The organism is Cellulosimicrobium cellulans (assembly GCF_016907755.1).
In the GTDB taxonomy this organism is placed as follows: Bacteria; Actinomycetota; Actinomycetes; order Actinomycetales; family Cellulomonadaceae; genus Cellulosimicrobium; species Cellulosimicrobium cellulans_D.
Map to the genome: position 1 here is coordinate 2984882 of NZ_JAFBCN010000001.1, position 19778 is coordinate 3004659.

General features: G+C 71.0%; 15 protein-coding genes and 1 pseudogene. 6 read left to right on the forward strand and 10 right to left on the reverse strand.

Features of this window, described 5'->3' with window-relative positions:
• Window positions 1-17 precede the first annotated feature (17 nt).
• The gene (locus JOE63_RS13080; RefSeq protein WP_204541942.1) at window positions 18-413 is read right to left on the reverse strand and encodes a hypothetical protein; all 396 of its coding nucleotides are present in this window, start codon (window positions 411-413) and stop codon (window positions 18-20) included.
• Window positions 410-2443: a hypothetical protein gene (locus JOE63_RS13085; protein WP_204541945.1), complete on the reverse strand. Its 2034-nt coding sequence runs from the start codon at window positions 2441-2443 to the stop codon at window positions 410-412. The genes JOE63_RS13080 and JOE63_RS13085 overlap by 4 nt, the downstream gene beginning before the upstream one ends.
• 1720 nt (window positions 2444-4163) lie before the next feature.
• Between JOE63_RS13085 and JOE63_RS13090 the strand changes: the two genes are divergently transcribed.
• Together JOE63_RS13090 and JOE63_RS13095 are read left to right on the forward strand one after the other, a co-directional pair.
• Window positions 4164-5012, forward strand: coding sequence for a metallophosphoesterase family protein (locus tag JOE63_RS13090; RefSeq protein ID WP_204541949.1), 849 nt, complete (start codon window positions 4164-4166; stop codon window positions 5010-5012).
• Entirely contained in the window at window positions 5012-5464 is a 453-nt protein-coding gene (locus JOE63_RS13095; protein ID WP_204541952.1) for a hypothetical protein, read from the forward strand. Before JOE63_RS13090 ends, JOE63_RS13095 begins: the two co-directional genes overlap by 1 nt.
• A gap of 186 nt (window positions 5465-5650) precedes the next feature.
• Here the strand turns inward: JOE63_RS13095 and JOE63_RS13100 are convergent, their stop codons facing one another.
• Complete coding sequence (locus tag JOE63_RS13100; protein ID WP_204541955.1) at window positions 5651-7252, reverse strand: hypothetical protein; 1602 nt, start codon at window positions 7250-7252, stop codon at window positions 5651-5653.
• Between the two features lie 382 nt (window positions 7253-7634).
• Here JOE63_RS13100 and JOE63_RS21050 point away from each other — a divergent pair.
• Window positions 7635-7839, forward strand: a pseudogene (locus JOE63_RS21050) (integrase core domain-containing protein); the annotation flags it as partial.
• 80 nt (window positions 7840-7919) lie between these two features.
• On the opposite strand, the gene JOE63_RS13105 reads toward JOE63_RS21050, so the two are convergent.
• Window positions 7920-8243 carry a hypothetical protein gene (locus tag JOE63_RS13105; protein ID WP_204541958.1) on the reverse strand — a complete coding sequence of 108 codons (324 nt, stop codon included), beginning with the start codon at window positions 8241-8243 and terminating at the stop codon, window positions 7920-7922.
• Window positions 8244-9305: 1062 nt separating this feature from the next.
• On the opposite strand from JOE63_RS13105, the gene JOE63_RS13110 reads away from it, so the two are divergent.
• Window positions 9306-10079: a hypothetical protein gene (locus tag JOE63_RS13110; protein ID WP_204541961.1), complete on the forward strand. Its 774-nt coding sequence runs from the start codon at window positions 9306-9308 to the stop codon at window positions 10077-10079.
• A 57-nt stretch (window positions 10080-10136) separates the two neighbouring features.
• Here JOE63_RS13110 and JOE63_RS13115 read toward each other — a convergent pair whose 3' ends face one another.
• The 3 genes from JOE63_RS13115 to JOE63_RS13125 form a co-directional block, all read right to left on the reverse strand.
• The gene (locus tag JOE63_RS13115; RefSeq protein ID WP_204541964.1) at window positions 10137-10898 is read right to left on the reverse strand and encodes a hypothetical protein; all 762 of its coding nucleotides are present in this window, start codon (window positions 10896-10898) and stop codon (window positions 10137-10139) included.
• Window positions 10899-11996: 1098 nt separating this feature from the next.
• Window positions 11997-12782, reverse strand: a complete 786-nt coding sequence (locus JOE63_RS13120) for a hypothetical protein (RefSeq protein WP_204541967.1) — start codon at window positions 12780-12782, stop codon at window positions 11997-11999.
• Window positions 12783-13739: 957 nt separating this feature from the next.
• On the reverse strand, window positions 13740-14540 hold the full coding sequence (locus tag JOE63_RS13125; RefSeq protein WP_204541970.1) for a DUF4184 family protein: 801 nt from the start codon (window positions 14538-14540) through the stop codon (window positions 13740-13742).
• A 198-nt stretch (window positions 14541-14738) separates the two neighbouring features.
• Here JOE63_RS13125 and JOE63_RS13130 point away from each other — a divergent pair, with 198 nt between their 5' ends.
• Window positions 14739-15605: a PAC2 family protein gene (locus tag JOE63_RS13130; RefSeq protein WP_087472196.1), complete on the forward strand. Its 867-nt coding sequence runs from the start codon at window positions 14739-14741 to the stop codon at window positions 15603-15605.
• Here the strand turns inward: JOE63_RS13130 and JOE63_RS13135 are convergent.
• Together JOE63_RS13135 and mshC are read right to left on the reverse strand one after the other, a co-directional pair.
• Entirely contained in the window at window positions 15602-16213 is a 612-nt protein-coding gene (locus JOE63_RS13135) for a hypothetical protein (RefSeq protein WP_204541973.1), read from the reverse strand. The two genes, JOE63_RS13130 and JOE63_RS13135, sit on opposite strands and share 4 nt — an antisense overlap.
• A gap of 9 nt (window positions 16214-16222) precedes the next feature.
• On the reverse strand, window positions 16223-17497 hold the full coding sequence (mshC, locus tag JOE63_RS13140; RefSeq protein ID WP_204541975.1) for a cysteine--1-D-myo-inosityl 2-amino-2-deoxy-alpha-D-glucopyranoside ligase: 1275 nt from the start codon (window positions 17495-17497) through the stop codon (window positions 16223-16225).
• Between the two features lie 129 nt (window positions 17498-17626).
• Between mshC and JOE63_RS13145 the strand changes: the two genes are divergently transcribed.
• A complete protein-coding gene (locus JOE63_RS13145) occupies window positions 17627-18736 on the forward strand; it encodes a magnesium and cobalt transport protein CorA (RefSeq protein WP_307840091.1) in 1110 nt (369 codons plus the stop codon).
• Window positions 18737-18743: 7 nt separating this feature from the next.
• Here JOE63_RS13145 and JOE63_RS13150 read toward each other — a convergent pair whose 3' ends face one another.
• Window positions 18744-19619 (reverse strand): undecaprenyl-diphosphate phosphatase, encoded by an 876-nt coding sequence (locus JOE63_RS13150; RefSeq protein WP_087472200.1) that lies wholly within the window; start codon window positions 19617-19619, stop codon window positions 18744-18746.
• Window positions 19620-19778 lie beyond the last annotated feature (159 nt).

A 19778-nucleotide genomic window follows, 5' to 3' on the forward strand; every position in this document is an offset into this window, starting at 1 on the left:
GCCGGCACCCTCGCTCGTCACCGTGCTGCGGGTGTCTTGCGTCCCTGCCGGCGGCTCGGTGGGATCATCCACAGGTGCGCGGACCGCTCGAGCGCGTCTACCTGTACGGCGGACAGCCCGACGACGCTGACGCTGACGATCCAAGACCACAGCGCGGCGTTGCCGTTCCGCACGTGGCCGGCGATGCGCTCGCGCAGCGGGCGTCGGGTCTGCCCGACGTAGTCGGCGACCCCGTCGTGACCGATGCCGCAGTACACGCGATGGCCAGCGAGATCAGCCCCGAGCCCCGCGAGGAGCTCGTCGGTTGGGTAGGCCGTCATGGCCCCGGGGTCCGTGAGCCCGTTGGAGGCAAGCCAGGAAGCCCAGTCGGCGGCGGTTGCCTCCAGCTGAGTGCGTGTCGCGCCCGCGCTCATGCGGCAGGAGCCTTCGGCTTGAACGTGAAGATGCTCTCCTGGATTACGCGGAAGTGGTCAGAGAGTTCAGTCCACGCCGCCTGGCTCAGGATGTCGCGGCCCTCCATCTCGGCGCGGCTCCGGGCGTCGAGGATTGCCCTCACAAGCTCGCTGGAGGTGCGCATGCTCTGCTGTAGGTCCTCGACGTCGGTAAGGAGCTCGGCGACCGCCTTCGTAACAGGGTCACGGTCGTCATCGGCACCGTCGTCGCCTTCACCGCCGCCCTGCTGGAGACCGGCGGCCGCCAGGTCGACGAGCTCTGGCGAGGTGACGCCACCGCCGGGCACGTGCCCGTTGGGGTCGAGCGCGGCGCTGCCGGGGGCGGCGAGGTCCACACCCGGTGTCGGGTCGTCCTCGGGCCTCGTCTCGTCGTGGAACCAGTCTGCGGCTAGCGCCAGCTGGGTCAGTCCCTCGTGCGTGGCAGCGAGCCCACCGAACACGTCGCGAAGAGGCAGGCGCCTCGTGGGCTTCTTGGCTCCGCCGGAGCCGCCCACCACCGTGGTGGTGATTACGCCGTTGGCGACGAGCGCGATGGTGCCGACCAGACGCAGCTCGCGAATCGCGTCCTCGTCACCGGCGATGGCGGCAGGAACGAGCTCGAGGTACGAGCGTGGGGAGGCAAGGGTGAGGGTGGCGTACTGGAAGTCCGGCTCGAGAAGTCCTCGGTACCCCCATGCCGATCCGATGGGCTTGGCGTGCGCCCACGGACGGGAGATCACCGCGGCCAAGAGCTCGACGGCGTGGTGCAGGTGCACCGCGCTGTAGGTGCCCTGGCGACGGATCTCTGCCTTGAACTCCTCGTACTTCTCGTTGAGCAGGAGTCGGGCGATGCGGGCCGCACGGTCCAGGGAGTTCTGGTGGGGGTCGACGTCGAGGAGGAGGCTCAGCTCAGACTCCGTCAACTCGGTCTGGCGGTGCATCGAGTGGATGATGTCGAGCGCCTGCTTGAAGGACTGGTCCGTCCCGGCCCAGCCCTGCTGACCGGTGTGGCTGTCCTGGACCATGCGGTCGATGGCACCGATCATCTCGCCGTCGTCGCTCGTGGGCAGGTAGAGCCGTGTGGGCACGACGATCGACTGACGGAGGTGGATCGCGCGCTGTCCCAGGCTCGGCGCAACCTTGCCGCGGGCGGGAAGCTGGTCGGCCGTGTACTCGCGCAGCCACTGGGTACGCAGCGCGTGCTGCGCAACCGCGAACGCGTCATCGCGAACGGGGCGGGCGGTGCGGGACAGAGGCAGGACCGCGTCGATGATCTGCGTGGCGACGTCGAGAGGCTTCAGGTCTCGGCGCCCGGCGAGCTCGAGGGCGAGCATCATGGATGCAGTCCAGCGGGTGATGCCGTCGCGGATCAGGATGACCCACTGGTCCGGGGCGCCGTCGTCGAAGGTGAAGACGGCAAGGTGCGTGGAGAGCTCCTGGCGGACGCCCGTCGCCAGGATCTCAGCGGGCCGGTTGCGGGTCTGCAGGTCTCGCATCGTCCGCTCGACGGAGTTCACCAGGACCTTGCGGCTCTCCGTCGGTGACGCGAAGGGGTACCGCGGGATGCCGTCCTGGACTGTCGGCGCGGGCCACAGCGGGTCCGTCGCGCGCGTGCCGGACATCCCTCGCGGCTGGGGGCCGGGCAGGAGCATCGGTGTCGACGCCTCGTAGTGCGCGGAAAGCAACTCCCCCTCAGGTGTAACGACGCGGAAGGCGCCCTGGATCTGCGCGGCGGCCAGCGCCGGGTTGTCGGTGGTGCGAGCGACGGCCTGGGCCGCCTCGCGGGGCGGAGTGAACTCGACGGTCCTCGTCGCTGCCTCGAGCGCCTTGGCGATCGCCTGACCTGGCCGGGAGACCTTCTCTGTCGACGGCTCGGGTCGCAGGCGGGTCGAAATCTCTTGATCCCCGAGTACGGCGATCAGCTCACCGTCCGCGAGCGCGGGGCGCGTGGTGTCGGTCGTGGGCTCGTCCTCAGCAGGGGCGCCGGCGAAGGTGAACGCAGGAGTGGTCATGGGGTGCGTGAAGCCCTTCGTGCTGGGGGAGGGCTCTGCACAGCAGAGGCCCTCCCAAATATGGAAGGGCCGTAGTGGACCGTCGAGTGACGGGGAGCTCCTGTGCCTCATCATCGGGATGCGGCGCGTCTACGGCTCGAAGCGCGCTTCACAGCCTTCCCACTCCTCGCTCAGGCCCATCCGCGGGGATGGCGAGAACGGCGGAGCCCTTGAGGCTGTCGCGGCGCCAGGCCGCGATCCAGGGATGAGCGATCAGCCCTTGAACGGTACAGCCGTCGATGTCAGAGGCGCAACGGTTGCTGTTGCGCTGTTCGCTGGTGGCGTCAGTTTCGAGTCGTGGCACGGGGCTATTCGGTCCTGGGGCGCAGCACGGCGTGTGCGCAGGCGATGCAGACCCGGGTGGAACCCGGTTGTCGCTCGAGTCGGTCGGTCTCGTGGTGCGGGTCGGCGATGGAGAGGTCCCAGCCCCCGGCGAGGTCGCGACCGCACAGGGCTTGGGTGAACAGCCCGCCGCCGGTGCGCAAGGGCTCGCCGGGGGTGAGCGCGCGCGGGTGGTTGAGAGTCAGGGCACCGACCGTGCAGGTCATGCACCAGGCGAGTCGCCGGCGTGCGTCGGGGCGGCGGCGCTTCACGAAGCGACCTGTTTCGCCAGGTGCACCTCGTCGGCTTCTGCAGCCTCCTTGGTGAGGCGCTCGAGCGATACGTTGGCGGCCCCCACGCGACCGCGCGCTGCGCATCCGCGGCGAGCCAGGAGTAGCGGCGCGGGCTAGGGCGTGTCTCCCTAGTGCCTTGATCATGGTGGTGCAGAGTGCGGGCGTGTGTCCTAACTCGGAGTTACCAGAGGGACAAGGGCGCGTCTCCCAAGTCGAGCACGGGCCCGTCGATGTTGCCGCGCGTGCGTGCGCGTGCCGCGTGGATGACGCCATTCGACCGGGCGGGTTAGCGCCCGATGCGCAGATCTCCCTCGATTGCAGGCCCGCGACGATCTCCTGGGGCTGGGTCCGGGTAACCGCGGCGCACACGGCGTCGATGGTGGAGCGGTGCTTGCCCTTCAACCAGATCCGCTTCGCCCGACAGGGCTGTGCGCCGCCTTGACGACCAACCCGTCGACCCCGACCGGGGCGTACGACTCGAAAACCCGGCGGCCTCGTCGACGTCGGCCGTCACCGGGCTCAGGTTGAGCGGTGGCCGCCATGACGCCGCGATCTCGACCAGGAGCGCCCGCCGCTCGTCGAACGACCGCGACCGGACATCGCGGCCCGCGAGCGCCTTGACGTCGAACGCGGCGAGGGGCGCGAGCACGCGACCACCAGCGCGACGAGGACCTCGAGGCGATCAGTCCTATCCGTGCCGGCGTGGCGGTCTGAACCGCACCGCCCCGTGTCACAGGGGCGCACCGGCGCGCATCTTCTCTGGGTGAAGAGGTGGGACGCTGCTCCTCATCGCTGATTCACCCTCCTTCTAAAGCTCCCCTACGCCGCACGCCAGGTCGATCACCCAGGCCTGGATGAACGACACGGCGCCTCTGGGAAGCAGCAAAGGCCCGACGGTCGAGGCGGCACCCGGCGGTAAGCGCAGACTGTCGGGACTTTCCAGGAGAGGTCGCCAATGTTGCGCACCGCCGGGACAGCCCCAAGATCGACGGACACCTCGCCGGTTGCTTACGGGCTGCAGGCAGCGCCTGAGCCACTTCTGCGGGTACCCGTGTGAAGGTTGACATATGAGCAAACTGGCCGCCCCTGATGAGCTACTTGCTGCGGCGACTCGGGTCGTGGTGCTCGGTGACGTGCACGGGGACGCGATGGCAGTCATCACCGCGCTCCAGGCTGCGGCCCGAACTGGCGTCACCGTGATCCTCAGTGTCGGGGACTTCGGCATCGGCCCATGGCCGGGGGAACGCAAGTCGTTCACCAAGGCCATCGACCGCTGGCTGACCCGGCTCGGGGTGTGGTTGTTCGTGACGCCCGGCAACCACGAGAACTACGACCGGATCGACGCTGCACCGCGCGACACGTCGGGCGCGATCTACCTCGGTTCGCAGCTGCGCGCACTCCCCCGGGGCCACCGCCTAACCATCGGTGGGCGCGCGGTCGGCTCCCTCGGTGGCGCGGTGAGCGTCGACGTCGGACCGCACCGCCAGCCCGGGCGCACCTGGTGGCCCCAGGAGCGCATCCTCGACAGCGACATCGAGGCGCTCGGTAGCGATCCCTTGGACATCCTGATCACGCACGAGGTCCCCGCATCGGTTCCGGTCGAATCTCAGCTCACAGTCCCGTCCGAGGTTGCCACCTCGGCGCACCAGGGCCGCGAGCTGCTTGACTGCGCCGTGGAGACCGTCCGCCCGCAACTCGTGCTGTCCGGGCACTGGCACCAGCGCGTCGCCCACACCCGCACCTGGGACGACGGCGTCACGACCCGGTACGAGGTCCTGCCGGAGGAGAACCGCCGCTTCAACTCCGTCGTCCTCGACCTGACCGACCTCGAAGGAGAACTCGTGGACCTGCCCGAATGGAGCCGAAGCGCGCACCGGGCCGACCGTGGGCCGGCCGACGCGAGCGAAGCCCGCTGATGACCGGCCTGGCTAGATGGGACCTCGAGCGGGACCGGTTCCGGTTCCCGCGTGTGCTGGTGTCGACCGCGAGCGGCGCGCAGCACCTGATCGATACGACGGCCACTCCACCCACCGTCACCCGCGTGATGCCCGTGGATCGAGAGGTCGACTACCTGGAGGTCCCTGACGCAGACGGCAACCACTTCGGACGCACGGTGTTCCTCGGCGTACAGCTACCACCCGACGACGAGCCATGGGCATTGGCCGCGCTCCGCGCCGACGGAGCACCAGCCAACCTCGCTGGGACGATCGGGCTGGTGGCAGTCGGTGACCCCATGATCATGATTCTCAACGGCCTCACGCCCAGGTCCACCACAACTCGCATGACAACAGTGGTGACCGACATCGAGCCATGGTTGGGACCCGCCCCAGGCAGGATCCCGCCAGATGCGCAGGAGGACCCTCGCTAGTGGCTCGGGACTAGACCACGGCAAAAGTAGGACTGCCCACGATCTCGAGTTCGCCCGCCACCGGTCACCTCGTGCGCGGAGGGCGCTTCGTAACAAGGAACGAGTCTCAGGCCGATTCACGACTTCCCCGGCAGGAGCGTTGTGGAAGTTTCTGACAAGTAAAGGAGAGCCCGTACGATTCGAGGACTAGTCCGCTGTAGGGGTCTCGATGCTCGCGTCCTGCGGGGGTAGAGCGGCGACCACACGCCCGAAGACGCGGTCCTGCGCCTGTTTTACCCTTTCAGGGCGTGTCGGGCTCAAGCCCAGGGCGTTCCGGATGTGACTCGTCATGTCCATGTTGCGTAGCGGGCCGTTCTGCTTGGACCGAATTACGTCGATCAGCGTGGGACCACCGCTCGTGGCGAGCGACTCGACCGCCTCAAGGTCTGCAAGGTCGATCACTTCGGGAGCGGCCGTGTCCCGCCCGCATAGAATGTTCTTCGCTGCGAGCACCTCGCGTAACCGGTCAAGAACGAACGGGTTGACGGGGTAACCCTCCGTGAGAATCAGAACCGGATAGAACCGCGCCGGCTCGCTTTCGCCACGGCTTGGCCGCACTTGGAACCGCGCTTCGCGGATCCGCCTGATGGTCGAGTGGATCTGCTCGAACTTCTTGCAGAGCGCGTCAATCTCGTGGTCGAGAGTCACGCCCGCCCCACCGTGGGCAGCTTCGCGCATCAGGCGCCTGGTCGAGACATCTGCTACGACCCAGGCATGTCCGTAGTCGATGGCGATGTCCGCGACTTTGTGGTTTCTACCGAGTTCGGCCCTGAGCTCGACCTCGGTGTAGACGCGGCCTGGCAGGAGCTCGTATGTCCTCGCGACGATATCCTGCACGTAGCGCTCGGTCGTCGTGCGGAAACGCGTGTCGAACCGTGCCGCATCGGATGCCGAGCCCTGGGCCTCGATCGCTGCCTTGACGTCGAAGACCGGCAGCCATGTCACGAGACGGTCGAGCAAGAACTTTGGCGAGACGACGAACCAACTATCGTCATGCTGAATCAACGGGAAGCGTTCGAAAGCCGAGAACGTCCATGGGACCGAGTTCCAGGGGGTCGACGGGGCGATCTCTGCCTCGTCGATCTGCTGCCGCAACTGCTCGGGAGTCGCAGACAAAAGACTCAGCACCTGCTCGGTGGCCTGTGGATCGATGGCTCCTGAGAACATGTCGGTCCGGAAGAACGGACTGCCTCCCAAGTTTACACGAGCCCAGATCGCAAGCACGACCAGCGCCAGGTCGTTCAGGTTATGACCCATCACCTCTGCGTAGGTCTGGGCCAGCGGCAACTGCCCGTCCGAGAATCTTCCGTCGTGCCATCGTGCGTCGTAGAGCGCCATGCTCGTGGCGGGGTCGGTGCTGTTGTTGAAGTGCTGATTGGCGATGAACTCACCAATGAGGTCCTCTCTGCGCCTGGGCTGTTTTCCGCCGTTCAGTCCCGACCCAACGGTGAACAGTGCCGCTGGCAAGAGTCTGACATGCTCCGGGGTCCGCACTTGTCGTCCGCAACTGAACAGCGCGATCTTGATCAGCACCATAAGCGCCTGGGGAACTACAAGGCGTCGGCGAGGCTTGGCCAGGAACACCAGCGCGCGGTCAAGATACTCGCCGCTCAGATACGTCTGGGCGAACTCACGATCCACGTCGCTCCACCGCACATCTGTCGCGCCGGACTTCGCTGTCCACGTGGTGGCGAACTCGAGCACGTCCGACAGGGACGTGTGCTCGATCGTGTTCAGGAGCCACGCCACGCCTGGTTCCTCACCAAGTATGTCCGAGGCCGTCGCATACACCTGGACGATGTCGAGTGGCTCCGGGCCCTGGAGGAGCTCCTCGGGCACGTACAGTCCGTCGGGCCCTGGTCGCATGGTGACGCCAAGCTCCGGAGCTCTCTGAGCGGCTGCCGCAATCCGAACCAACTCGAGCAACTGTGCCTCTTGTTGCGTCCTAGGGGCGGGTAGACCCGCAGTCCCGAGAAGAGCGTCATCAGCCAAGTCGCCTGCTCCCGCTTCTGAAAGTCGTGACAGCCCTTCGACCCCGAAGCGCTCCCCGAATGCCCGCCGCGTCCCGTCGACGAGACAACGCTGTCCGTGGCCGTCGTACTCGCTCGGAATCGTAGTGCCTGGCACCGACGGACGCCGCAATCCGCGATCCCAACCCTGCCGCCCGCAGACCAACGGCCAGATCGGATGCTTCCACCGCACGCTCGTCGGCGGGCGGGCCCTACGCACGCTTCTGCGCCTCAGAGACTGAACGCCGCGCTGCGCTACGCGGATGGCTCCACTTCTACAATCACCACGGACCCCACAACTCGATCTGCAATCAGCCACACCGGTAGGCCAGCAGACCAACCTCCCTGGACATCGCAGCTAGGCCACAGCAGACGATCGGCACGCTGACGCCGCGGCTAACAAGGGCTCAGCCCACCTCGCGGGCGAGATCCTGCAGCAGCTCCCGTGCGGCCAGCGCCGCAGCGATCTGGTCCTCCGCGCTGGTCAGACCGAGCAGCTCGCGGACGTGCCGGCGCTGCTCGGTCTCGTACGCGGACTCCTGGGGCGGCAGCGGCAGGCTGCCGACCGCGACGGCCGCGGCGGCGAAAGCCCCGGCAGGCGCGCCCAGCCGGTGCCACTGCTCCAGCAGCTTCGCACGGACAGCCTCGGGTGACTCGCCCAACTCGAGGGAGGCGATGGCTAGACTGCTCAGACCGTCGGCTATCACCTGCTGCTTTTCGTGTCCGTCCACGCAGCGAACCATCCCACACCCAGGGCGTGCCGCACAGCAGCATGGATCCGATCGCCGTCGCCCTGACTGTCCCGGTCGTGCTCGGCTACGCCACCGTGGTGTGGTGCCGTCGCGTCGACGACCACGTCACCCGGAGCTCGGCGATGAGGGTCCTGGCCGTCTGCGCCATCGGCATCTTGCTCACCTCGTCGGCATGGTGCTGTTCCTGGTCGCGTGGTACCCCCCCAGCGCTGCGCAGCCGCATCGGGGCGTACTGGCTGGCCGCCAAGCCCATGACGCCTGGCCAGTCGGGTGCCGAGAAAGCTGCGCGGCGCGATCGCCACCCGCCGCGATGGAACCCATCGGCAGCGCGCCCGCACCGACGCCTCGCGCGAACTAAGCCGTGCGCACACCAACCCCGGCATCTCCTAGAGCACGCGATGAGCACCGACACGAACAACCTCGACGGTTCAGACCCGTTCGCCTCTCCGCCCCGCCCGTGACCGTTTGCCCGATCGACCAGGACGGGCTGCAGGAGCTCGGGCTGCGCGGCTTACGCCGCGGCACCCGGCACGAGCGTGGACGGCCTGGACGCGCACGACGTCGACCGCCCGGAGGCGAAGGCGCTGACCGACCAGTTTGAGAAGGTCGTGCTGCTAGCCAAGGCGGCCGCATTCGAGGAGGGCACCCAGGCGTGCGCCGACGACGACCGCGGTCAGCACCGGGACTCGATGGGTGCGTACAACGCATACCCCCGCCTCCTGCTTCGCACCAGGCGCTGCGGCTGGAAGAGCAGGCGAGCCACGTCGAGCTGGTCACCGCGGCCGACGGCCCGTTCGGGCGCGGTGCGAGGGGCCCACTCGTACGGGGGCCCGGGCACGATCCGAAGGTAGTCGCCGACCTGTCCGCGTCCTCGAGCACAGTGCCACGTAGGGTCAGGACGAACACCTCGCCGAGCTAACGCTGGTGCTCGAACCCCCGGTCGCGCCGGCCGGTTCGTGGGTGAGTAGCGACGGAACGTGGCGCGAGCCGGACCCGGCTTCGGCGGCTGACCTCGGCGGCAGGGCAACACATCTACCGGCCATGAGCAACCACACCCCCGCGCGCCTGCCCGCCGGTGTGACCGCCGGCGGCCAGTTCGTCGCGTCGGCACGTGCCGAGTCCGCCGTCACCCTCGGCGTCGAGCCGCCCGCGGATCGCCAGGCCCGCATCGCGGCCGCCATTTGGGAGGCCTCCATCGTCGCCGAGTCCTACGGCTCCGCGGACCTACGCGGCGTCCTGGCCCGCGCGGAGTTCGGAGTGAACCTGAGCGAGTACGTCCAGGAGGTCCGGACGCTGCAGGGCAACGACGCCTGGTACGGCGGGGACGTCGACACCGCCTCCCTGCTCGACCAGGGCCTGGCGCTTCTGGCGGAGACCGGCGCCCACGACCAGCTCGTCACCCGGATCCGGCGGGAGCGGTTCAGCGAGCGCTTCCTCGAAGGTGACCCCGACCCTGCCGGGCTCGTCGACGACGTGACGGGGCTGCTCGAGACGCACCTCGCGCTGCAGGACGCCGTGCTGCACTCCCCGCTCGCAGGCTCCGAGCAGCTCGTCCGGCCCCGGTACCAGCGCGAACCGACCGGGGCGCCGACCGTCATGCTGGCCCACACCGAGTTCGTCGCGGCCGCCGGCGGTCGCCAGCACGTCACCGCGGCCCGCACTCCCGCCGGCACCGTCGACCTGTGGGCCGGAGGTCAGCGGGTCGTCGGCCTGGGCGAGCGCCCCATCTGGTCGGCGATCGCCACCAGGGCCGCCTCGCAGCGACCGGCCGCGGCCGCCGCGGCGTTGGCCGCGGTCCTCGACTCGATACCCTGAGGCCCGCCAACCGCGAATGCTCCGGCCCGGGTCGGGGCGTTCGCGCTTCCCAGGCCGTCAGCCGCGTTGGAGCCTGCGGGACATGCGCGGCAACGACTGCTGCACCCGAGGTCGCTCCACCGGGGTGACGCCTGCGATGGCGCCGGGCGGGAACACCGGCGTGGACGACGCCTTGCGGCGCATCGTGGTGTTGATGCCCGCTAGCTCGGCAGCGACGTGGTGGAGCGACTTCTTCTTCGCCCACAGCCTCCCCTGGATGTCCGCCCAGTCCAGATCGAACTGCGAGCGGATCGGCTTGCCGTCCACGCCGACGTAGTCGAACGTGAACGTCACCTGGTTCTCCTCGGCGAGCTGGTCGTGCTTGGCACGCTGAGGTCCCCAGTCCCAGATGGTGCGCCACTGCTGACCGGGAGCCAGGGTGGCGAACCGTGTTGGGATGGCCAGGGCCTCCGGAGCGTCCCCACGCCGGTACCCGGGGGTGGAGCGCAACGGGGTGCTCGTCGTCACCTTCACGTCCCGCACCGCGGTCGTGCCGAAGTTCGCGATGACGATCTCGATGGCCTCCGGGATGTCGGGGTCCTGCTCGAGGTAGGCGACCACCTGAGGCTGCGCCTGCTCGATTCGGATGCGTCGTGCCTCGCGCGCCTGCTCCAGCGCGAACAGCGCCGCCAGCACCGCGACGGCGATCGTCACCCACGCCGCCAACGCTGCCCACTCCTCCGCGGTGTGGGCCAGCAGGTGAGCGGGCGAAGCCGGGCTCGCGGCGTACCCCGCCGCGAACGAGGCGACGGCTACGATCATGACGAGCGCGACCGTCATGATCAGGTGCTTCGGCTTCATGGTGCGGACCCTAGCGGAGGTCGCGGCCAGCCCCGGGGTCGCAGGACGAGACGGTAACCGTCCCGGTCGTCCACGCTCCCATCATGACCGACCACATCCTCTCCATCGTCCTGACCCTCGTCACCGGAACCCTCGCCGGCGCTGGCGGCATCCTGCTCACCGAAGCGGTACCGGCCAGCCGCCAGGCGACGTCGCCGCGCCACCGCCGACTGCTCGACGCCTTGCCACGGCTGACACCGGCAGCAGCACCGTACGGGCGACACGGGGGCCCACCCGTGCGGTGCTTCGCCCGTCCGGGTGACGGCATGTTCCCCCGCATATCCATGAGGCATGAGCACCCGACAGCCCCGCACCCCGGCCGGCGTCAGCACCGGCGGGCAATTCGCCACTACCGCGCACGCCGAGGCCGACGTCGACCTCAGCGACACCTCGACGATCAGCGCCGAGATCGACGAGCTCGTGGCCGCCCGCATCCAGGAGTACGTCACCGGTTCGCTCGAGCTGCAGGACTCCGAGGAGTGGGCCGAGGGCGAGGCCGACACCGCCGAGCTGCTCGACCGCGGCCCGGACCTGCTCGCGCACACCGGTGCGCACACCCCGCAGGTCAACCGGCTGCGTAGCGTCCAGGCCTCGCCCCCAACGCCGAGGGCGAGGAGGACGTCGCCGGGATGGTGTCCTGTCCGAGGTGGCCGACCTGCTCACGGTGTATCAGCGCCTCCAGGAGCAGGTCGCCGCCTCCCCGCTGACCGGTTCCCGGTGTTGGCCCAGACCCGGTTCCAGCGGCAGGGCTGCGGAGTGCCGGCGCTGATCCTGCCGGTGAAGTCTAGCGACACCCCCAGCACAAGCTCGTCTCCGTCGCGGTCATGCTCCGCCCCCACAAGGGAGTGGCCGTGTGGTGCGGCGGACGGATGCTGAACGGGTCCGAGGAGTTCGGCGTCATGTCCCAGTCGACACGCCGGTCTCCGTCACACAGCGGCCAGCCGCGCTGGAGGCGTTGCTGCGCTCCATGCCCTGATCGCCACCGACGCCCCGGCACCTTTCACGGTGGCCGGGACTCGTGCTCTGCGGCGCCGACGCTCAGCGACCGATCAGTCCCCGCCACGTCGCGCGCAGGCATCTACGCCCCGCGCGAGCGGCAGAGTCCGGCACGGTGACACCGGGCACCGCGGGCTGGTGCTCGCCCATCTCGCTTTGCGCGCTGGAAGGCCCAGCGGCGATCGCCTCGAGTGCGATCGCGGCGTGATGCATGGTCTTCTTGCTCCCGTAGGTCCGCGCGTCAATCACCGACCAGTCGAGCGTCGATTCCTCCCTCGGCTTCGAGCCCGCAACTCCGCCGTAGGTAAACGTCAGGGTGACGCGCTTCTCGTTCTCGAGCTCGGGATGCGTGGATCGATCGGGGGCCCAGTCCCAGAACGTGCGCCACTTCTGACCGGGCGCCAGGGTGCTGAACTCCTTCGGGAGCGGCACCGCCTTCACGCCAGGCCCACCTCCCAGGCCGAGCGTCCCACGGATCGGTCCGTCCGCGGTCACGGCGACGTCGCGCGCCGCGGTCGCACCGAAGTTCGCGATCACGATGTTGACGGCCGAGGGGATGTCGGGGTCCTGCTCGAGGTAGGCCACGACGTGAGGCTGCGCCTGGTCGATCCGGATGCGCCGCGCCTCGAGGGCCTGCACCCCTGCGAACACCGCTGCGGCGACAGCCACGAACACCGCGACCCACGCAGCCGCCGCTGTCCACTCCTCGTGGCTGCGCGGCACCACGTGAGCCGGCGAGTCCGGGCCCGACACCCACCCCATGATGTACGCCGCGACCGCGACGATCACCACGACGAGCGAGCCGATCACCCAGTGCTTACGCTCCATGACCGGCGACCCTACCGGTGCGGCCCGAGCCGCAGGACGCGACCGTCCGACGCCTACACGCCAGCAGGGTCGGTAGGCCGAACGGCCCAACCCGCGAGCCCCAGGCGAGCCGGCAGCAGCGGTAGCCGAACCGGCTGGGCGCCGGCGGCGCCCTAAGAGCGCCCCCTCCCTCGCGGTGCTCGGTCGGGTCGGTGGTGGGCGCGCGTCTATCGCGCGTCCATCGCCAGCGCGGACATCGGTGGGGCGGGCACGACGCGGATCGGCGGCAAAGAGGCCCGCTGCGTGGGTCAAGCGCAGGCGCGTGATGGGCAATGGGCCGCACGGCCACGCCGCACCGGTCGCATCCCGTGGCGTCTCGACACTGGAGGACCTGCGTCTCGCGGCGCTCGCGCACGGGCCGCTTTACAAGCCGTGCCGTCAGGCACCGCTACGTGGTCGCGGTGTCCGCGCGGCGTGGACTGCACCTTGGTGTTCGCTTGTGGCGCGGCTCGCGTGGGCCATCCAGGTCCATCTGGAGGCGTCTGGGTGCATCCAGACCACGAACGCGATGCACCACGCGATGCATCAAAATCGCCGTCTTCGACCCGCAAATGGACTCTGATCGCCGAGTTCAATGCGCCGAAAGGCGCGTAACTTCGCCAGTTGCGCCCCTCAGTGACTGTCCGCTGATTTCATGTCCCACAGGACAGCGTCAGGCAGCACCACGCTCGAAGACGTCCCGTGAACTGCGTTCATCTCGCCATGAGGGGCGGCCATCACATACTCCCAACCGAACGGTGCAACACGTCGTGCAGCATCCGACCCTAGCCGCTCCCCCGCCACGATCGCCGGGCACCACGCTCCCGGCCAGGATGCCGCGCACAGGACCGTCCCTGTTGATCGACCCAGCCCCAGCCCCGGGCGCGCGGTGCGCGCCGGACCCTCGCGTCACGCCGGGACGCCCGGCGCGGGCTCTCGTCACGGCTGCGTGCCGATGATCGTGGCCGAGCGCCGCCGACCGGCCCAGCACCACCACGCGACGGCGTACACGAGCACCGCTGCGGCGAACGTGGACCCCGCAGCCTTCGCGACCGCGGTGAGGACTCCCTCGACCCCGGCGAGCTCGTCCTGCCCCGCGCGCACGGCGGCCGCGACCGTGACCCCGACGACGAGCGCGACGATCCCGGCGACGACCGCCGCCCGGCCCGAGGTGAGCCGCAGGCGACCCCCGTCACCTCGCCACGCGGCGAACCGGCGCCACGACCACACCCCGAGCACCCCGAGTCCCAGCGCCGTGCTCGCGTGCTGCAGCACACGGCTGCCGTCCCACCCCGTCGCCTCGGGCTCGCGCGACGGCACGAGGAGCTCGACGAGGAACCCGGCGTCGTCGGTCAGCGCGTCCCACACCACGTGCGTCGCGACACCGAGCACCAGCGAGACGACGACCCAGCACGCGCGGACGCCCCAGGGTCCGCTCCTGGGCAGCCTGCGGACGTCCCCACGCTCGTGCCCGACGGCGAGAGCGCGGAGCGGGGCGCGCACGACGGACCAGAGCGCGAGGAGCACCGCGGCGGTCGGCACCGCCACGGCGAGCGCGCCGAGCGGCTCGTGCGTCGTCGTCGCGTTGACGAACGGCTCGTACCAGGCGTTCGCGGACCGAGGGACGCGGACGAAGTACGGGACGTCCGGAGCGACGGCCCCCGCCACGAGGGCGGCAGGGACGAAGGGGGCCCGCACGAGGGGCAGCACCGCGGCAGGGTGGGAGAGGGTGAAGGGCACCCGTCGATCCTCGACCGTCCCTCGCGGGGCGACGTCCCACCGGGGTCGGACCCCGCCGCAGCGAGGCTCGTCCCGAGGAAGGACCGGGCGGCGCACCGCACAGGGCGCGCGCCGCGGCTCCGAGGCACCGCAGCCGTCGACTACGCCACGCGCGAACCTGCTCCGCCGTCGTCGGGCCCCGCCGCATAGGCTGGGGCGATGACCGAGAACGCGACCGAGGGCACCCGGCAGACCGTGATGATCGCGGCGTTCGAGGGCTGGAACGACGCGGGGAGCGCCGCCACGGCCGCCCTCCAGCACCTGCACGAGGTGTGGGGGGCCGAGGACGTCGACGAGCTCGACCCGGAGGAGTACCACGACTTCCAGGTGAACCGCCCCGTCGTCACGACCGACGACGACGGGCGCCGGGAGATCACGTGGCCGACGACGACGATCGCGTCCGCCGTCCTGTCACCGACCGGGCGCCGGGTCGTGCTCGTGCACGGCATCGAGCCGTCGATGCGGTGGCGCCGGTACTGCCGCGAGCTGCTCGACATCGCGGAGGAGCACGACGTGCGCACGGTCGTCACGCTCGGCGCGCTGCTCGCCGACGTCCCGCACACACGCCCCATCCCCATGACCGCGACGTCGGAGAGCGTCGGTCTCCAGGCGGTGCTCGACGTCGAACCGAGCACGTACGAGGGGCCGACGGGGATCGTCGGGGTGCTCCAGCACGCCGCCGCCGAGCGGGGCCTGCAGTCGGTGTCGCTCTGGGCGGCGGTGCCCCACTACGTGGCGCACCCGCCGTCGCCCAAGGCGACGCTCGCGATCCTCGCCCGCGTCGAGGAGCTCCTCTCGGAGCCCATCCCGCTCGGGGACCTGCCCGAGGACGCCGAGGCGTGGCAGCACGGCGTCGACGAGCTCGCCGCGGAGGACGCCGAGATCGCGGAGTACGTCCAGCAGCTCGAGGAGGCGAAGGACACCGTGGAGCTGCCCGAGGCGAGCGGCGAGGCGATCGCGCGCGAGTTCGAGCGGTACCTGCGCCGCCGCGACCGCGGCAACCCGGGCAAGGGGCCGACGGTCTAGGTCTCGTCGGGGTTGCGTGGCGACGAACCACCCGCGGCCCAGACGGTGGCCGAGCGCTCCGCCACGGGAGTCCCGATCGCGGCGCGGGCGTGCGGGTCGCCCAGGAAGCCGCGCAGCACGGCGGCGTCGGACGCGGACCGGGCGCTCCGGACCGCCACCTCGGCCGGAGGGTCCTCCAGGACCTGGAGGACGAGCCGTCGGCGTCCGAGCGGGGCGACCCCGGCCAGGGCCTCCCACGGCACCGTCCGCGCGTGGTCGCTGCGGGACTGCCGCCCGCGGACGCCGGCCTCCGTCAGGACGAGGACCGGCTGCCGGAGCACGAGGCCTACGGAGCCGAGCAGCAGCGCGAGCGCCCCGAGCGCCAGCACGACCCCGACGACCGCCTCGAGGACGACGGGCGCGCAGCCGCGCGAGGACAGGCACGGGTCCTGCCGCGCCGTCCAGCCGTCGGCCGCCGCGACGGCGGTCGCCCCGCGCAGCACCACGACGGAGGTCACCGCGAGCCCGAGGCCCAGCACGAGGACGACGACCCGGCCCCCGCTCGGGCGCAGGCGCGCGGACCCGACGAGCTCGCGCCCGCGCGTCCGCCACCGGCACCCGGGCGTCACGACCCGTTCCTACAGCCGCACGCCCAGGAGCGCGTTGACCGCGCGGGCGACCACGCCGGGCGCGCCCTCGTCGTCGCCGGACGTGTCGCGACCCGGACGCAGCGACTCCGCGGCCCACGCGTCGACCGCAGCGAGCGCCGCGGGCGCGTCCAGGTCGTCGGCGAGCGCGGCGCGCACGGCGGCGAGGGTCGCGGTGGCGTCGGGACCGCCGTTGCCGGAGACGGCGTCGCGCCAGGTCTCCAGGCGGCGCGCGCCGGCGGGCAGGTCGTCGTCGGTCCACTCCCACTCGCCGCGGTAGTGGTGCGCGAGCAGCGCGAGGCGGATCGCCATGGGGTCGACGCCGGTGGCCCGCAGCTTCGAGACGAGCACGAGGTTGCCGCGCGACTTGCTCATCTTCTCGCCCTCGTACGCGACGAGGCCGGCGTGGACGTGGGCGCGGGGCGCGCCGCCACCCGAGAGCATGCGGTCGTGCGAGGACGACATCTCGTGGTGCGGGAAGAGCAGGTCCGCTCCCCCGCCCTGCACGTCGAACGGCAGGCCGAGCCCGTCGCGCGAGATGACGGCGCACTCCACGTGCCACCCCGGTCGCCCGGTGCCGAGCGCGCCGCCGTCCCACGCGGGCTCGCCCGGGCGCTCGCGGCGCCACAGGAGCGGGTCGAGCGCGTCCTTCTTGCCCTCGCGGTCCGGGTCGCCCCCGCGCTCGGCGAAGAGGTGCTGCATGACGTCGCGCGCGAGGCGCGAGACCGACCCGAACGCGGGGTCGGCCGAGAGGTCTGCGTAGACGTCGCCGAGCCCCGGGTCGGTGCCGCCCGCCCCGGGCTCGACCGGCACGCGGTAGGCGAGCCCGGCGTCGAGGAGCTGGGTGACCGCCTCGACGACGGCGGGGATCGTCTCGACCGCGCCCTCGTACACGTCGGGCGGGACGACGCCGAGCGCCGTCATGTCCTCGGCGAAGAGCGCCGTCTGGTCGACGGCGAGCGCGCGCCAGTCGACGCCCGTCGCGGCGGCGCGCTCGAGCAGCGGGTCGTCGACGTCGGTGACGTTCGACGCGTACCGCACGCGCTGGCCGGCGTCCGTCCACGCGCGCACGAGCAGGTCGAACGCGACGTAGGTGGCCGCGTGGCCGATGTGGGTCGCGTCGTACGGCGTGATGCCGCACACGTAGAGGGTGGCGTCCTCGCCCGAGGCCGCGACGACGAGCTCACGGGTCGTCGAGTCGTGCACCCGGACCGGGAGGCCTCGTCCGGGGAGCTCGGGGATCTGCGGGGCGGGCCAGCTGTGCACGCGTCAACCTTATCGGTCGGGACGTCGGCGCCGGACCGTCGTCCGGGACCCGGGCACCGCGCGCACGGCGCCCGGACGGCGAACCCGCGCGCCCGGGCAGGTCCGCGCCGGGCGCGGGACAATGCGGACGTGACGAAGCCCACCGACCCCCACGTCGACGCCCCGCGGGACGGGTGGAGCGACGACGGTCCGCTGCTCCCCGGCGTCCACGTGCTGGCGGCCTGGACCGTGGACCCCGGAGCGGCCGGGGTCCGCGAGGTCGACCCCGGCACGCTCGGGGACGCGCACGCCGTGGACCACGCGTCACGGGACCACGACGACGGCGACCGCGAGGACCACCGGGCCGCGCGGGGCCCGGCGACGTGGGTGCGGGTCGCCGACCTCGACGCCGTGCTCGACGCCGCGGCGAGGGTCTCGACGGGCCCGGGACCGACGCGCCACGAGCTGTCCCGGCACGCCCACCACCCGCTGGCGCACGTGCGCCGCCTCGCGGCCGACTGGCTCCTGCTCGTCACGCCGACGGCCTGGTTCACGGAGGCGGACCGCCAGGTGCACACCGGCCAGTTCGCCGCGCTCCTCGGGCCGGGGACCGTCGTCACCGCCGAGGAGGGGGACGCCGACGTGCACGCGACCATGCTCGCGAAGCTCGCCGCCCCGGGCGACCCGCGGGGCACGCCCGTCCAGCGGATCGTGTCCGCCGCCGTCCTGGCGATCGTGGGCGGGGCGTCGCAGGTCGAGCTCGGCCTGGGGGACGCGGTCGCGGACACGGAGCGGGTCGTGTTCGACCAGCAGCGCGAGGACCCGGTCGAGCGCATCTACGACCTCAAGCGCGAGATCACCGAGGCGCGGCGCGCCCTCATGCCCGTCTCGGCCGAGCTGCCCGAGCTGCTCGACCCCGACGTCCCGGACCACCTCGCGGTGAACCGGCGCATGCTCGAGCGCGTGGTGACGACGGTCGAGCGGATCGACCGCCACCTCGACGCGCACGACGACCTGCTCTCGGACATGCTGCAGGTCCACATGTCCCAGGTGTCGGTGCGCCAGAACGAGGACATGCGCAAGATCTCGGCCTGGGCGGCGATCCTCGTCTACCCGACCATCGTCGCGGGGGTCTACGGCATGAACTTCCGGAACATGCCCGAGCTGCACTGGGCGTTCGGCTACCCGTTCGCGCTCGGTCTCATGGCCGTCGGCTGCCTGGTGCTCTACCGCGTGTTCAAGCGGGTCGGCTGGCTCTGACCGCAGGTCACGGGGTGGACGCGGCGGTCCCGCCGGGCTCGAGCACGCCGGTGAGCAGGAGCAGCACGACGATCGCCGCGAGCGCCAGGCGGTAGATCACGAACGGCTTGTAGCTGAAGGTCGAGACGATCTTGAGGAACGCGATGATGACGAAGTAGCCGACGACGAACGCGACGAGCGTGGCGATGAGGGTCGCGCCCGCGCCGGGCGCACCGGGCGCCGGCTCGTCCGCGGACTTGAAGAGCTGGTAGAAGCCCGAGCCCATGACCGCGGGGATCGCGAGGAGGAACGAGTAGCGCGCCGCGGCCTCACGGGTGAACCCCATGAGGAGTCCGGCGGTGATCGTGCCGCCGGACCGGGAGACGCCCGGGACGAGCGCGAGTGCCTGCGCCAGCCCGAACGCGACCGCCTGGCCGGGCGAGAGCTCGCGCAGCGCGCGCCGCTTGGCGCCGACCCGGTCCGCCCAGCCGAGCAGGAGCGCGAAGACCGCGAGCATGAGCGCCGTGAGGTAGAGGTTGCGGAACGTGTTCTCGATCGCGTCCTGGAAGAGCAGGCCGAGGACGACGATCGGGACGGAGCCCAGGGCGATGTACCAGGCCATCGCGGCGTCGTGGTCGTGCCGGCCGAGGCGCGACCTCCAGTCCGTGCCGTGGTCGCCGCGCACCGAGCGCCACCACGCCACGCAGATCCGGGCGATGTCGCGCCGGAAGTACAGCAGGACCGCCGTCTCGGTCCCGATCTGGGTGATCGCCGTGAAGGCGGCACCCGGGTCCTGCGAGCCGATGAGCTCGCCCACGATGCGCAGGTGCGCGCTCGAGGAGATCGGGAGGAACTCGGTCAGGCCCTGGACGAGGCCGAGGAGGACGGCTTCCCACGCGTTCACGAGCGGCCACGATACCCGCTCGAGCGGGCCCGCCCGGCACCTCGTCGGCGGGTCGGCGCCCCCGGACGAACGCCGGGCGACGGGCGCGTGAACACCGTCCTGCGGACCCGGCCGGCAGGCCCGGGGCGGCGGGTGAACCTCGCCGCTCCCGGCGCCCGC

What these genes read in the sequence shown, in the direction of transcription:
- JOE63_RS13080 (WP_204541942.1), bottom strand. Translation starts at nt 413, where the DNA reads ATGAGCGCGGGCGCGACACGCACTCAGCTGGAGGCAACCGCCGCCGAC.
- JOE63_RS13085 (WP_204541945.1), bottom strand. Translation starts at nt 2,443, where the DNA reads ATGACCACTCCTGCGTTCACCTTCGCCGGCGCCCCTGCTGAGGACGAG.
- JOE63_RS13130 (WP_087472196.1), top strand. Translation starts at nt 14,739, where the DNA reads ATGACCGAGAACGCGACCGAGGGCACCCGGCAGACCGTGATGATCGCG.
- JOE63_RS13090 (WP_204541949.1), top strand. Translation starts at nt 4,164, where the DNA reads ATGAGCAAACTGGCCGCCCCTGATGAGCTACTTGCTGCGGCGACTCGG.
- JOE63_RS13120 (WP_204541967.1), bottom strand. Translation starts at nt 12,782, where the DNA reads ATGGAGCGTAAGCACTGGGTGATCGGCTCGCTCGTCGTGGTGATCGTC.
- JOE63_RS13110 (WP_204541961.1), top strand. Translation starts at nt 9,306, where the DNA reads ATGAGCAACCACACCCCCGCGCGCCTGCCCGCCGGTGTGACCGCCGGC.
- JOE63_RS13095 (WP_204541952.1), top strand. Translation starts at nt 5,012, where the DNA reads ATGACCGGCCTGGCTAGATGGGACCTCGAGCGGGACCGGTTCCGGTTC.
- JOE63_RS13115 (WP_204541964.1), bottom strand. Translation starts at nt 10,898, where the DNA reads ATGACGGTCGCGCTCGTCATGATCGTAGCCGTCGCCTCGTTCGCGGCG.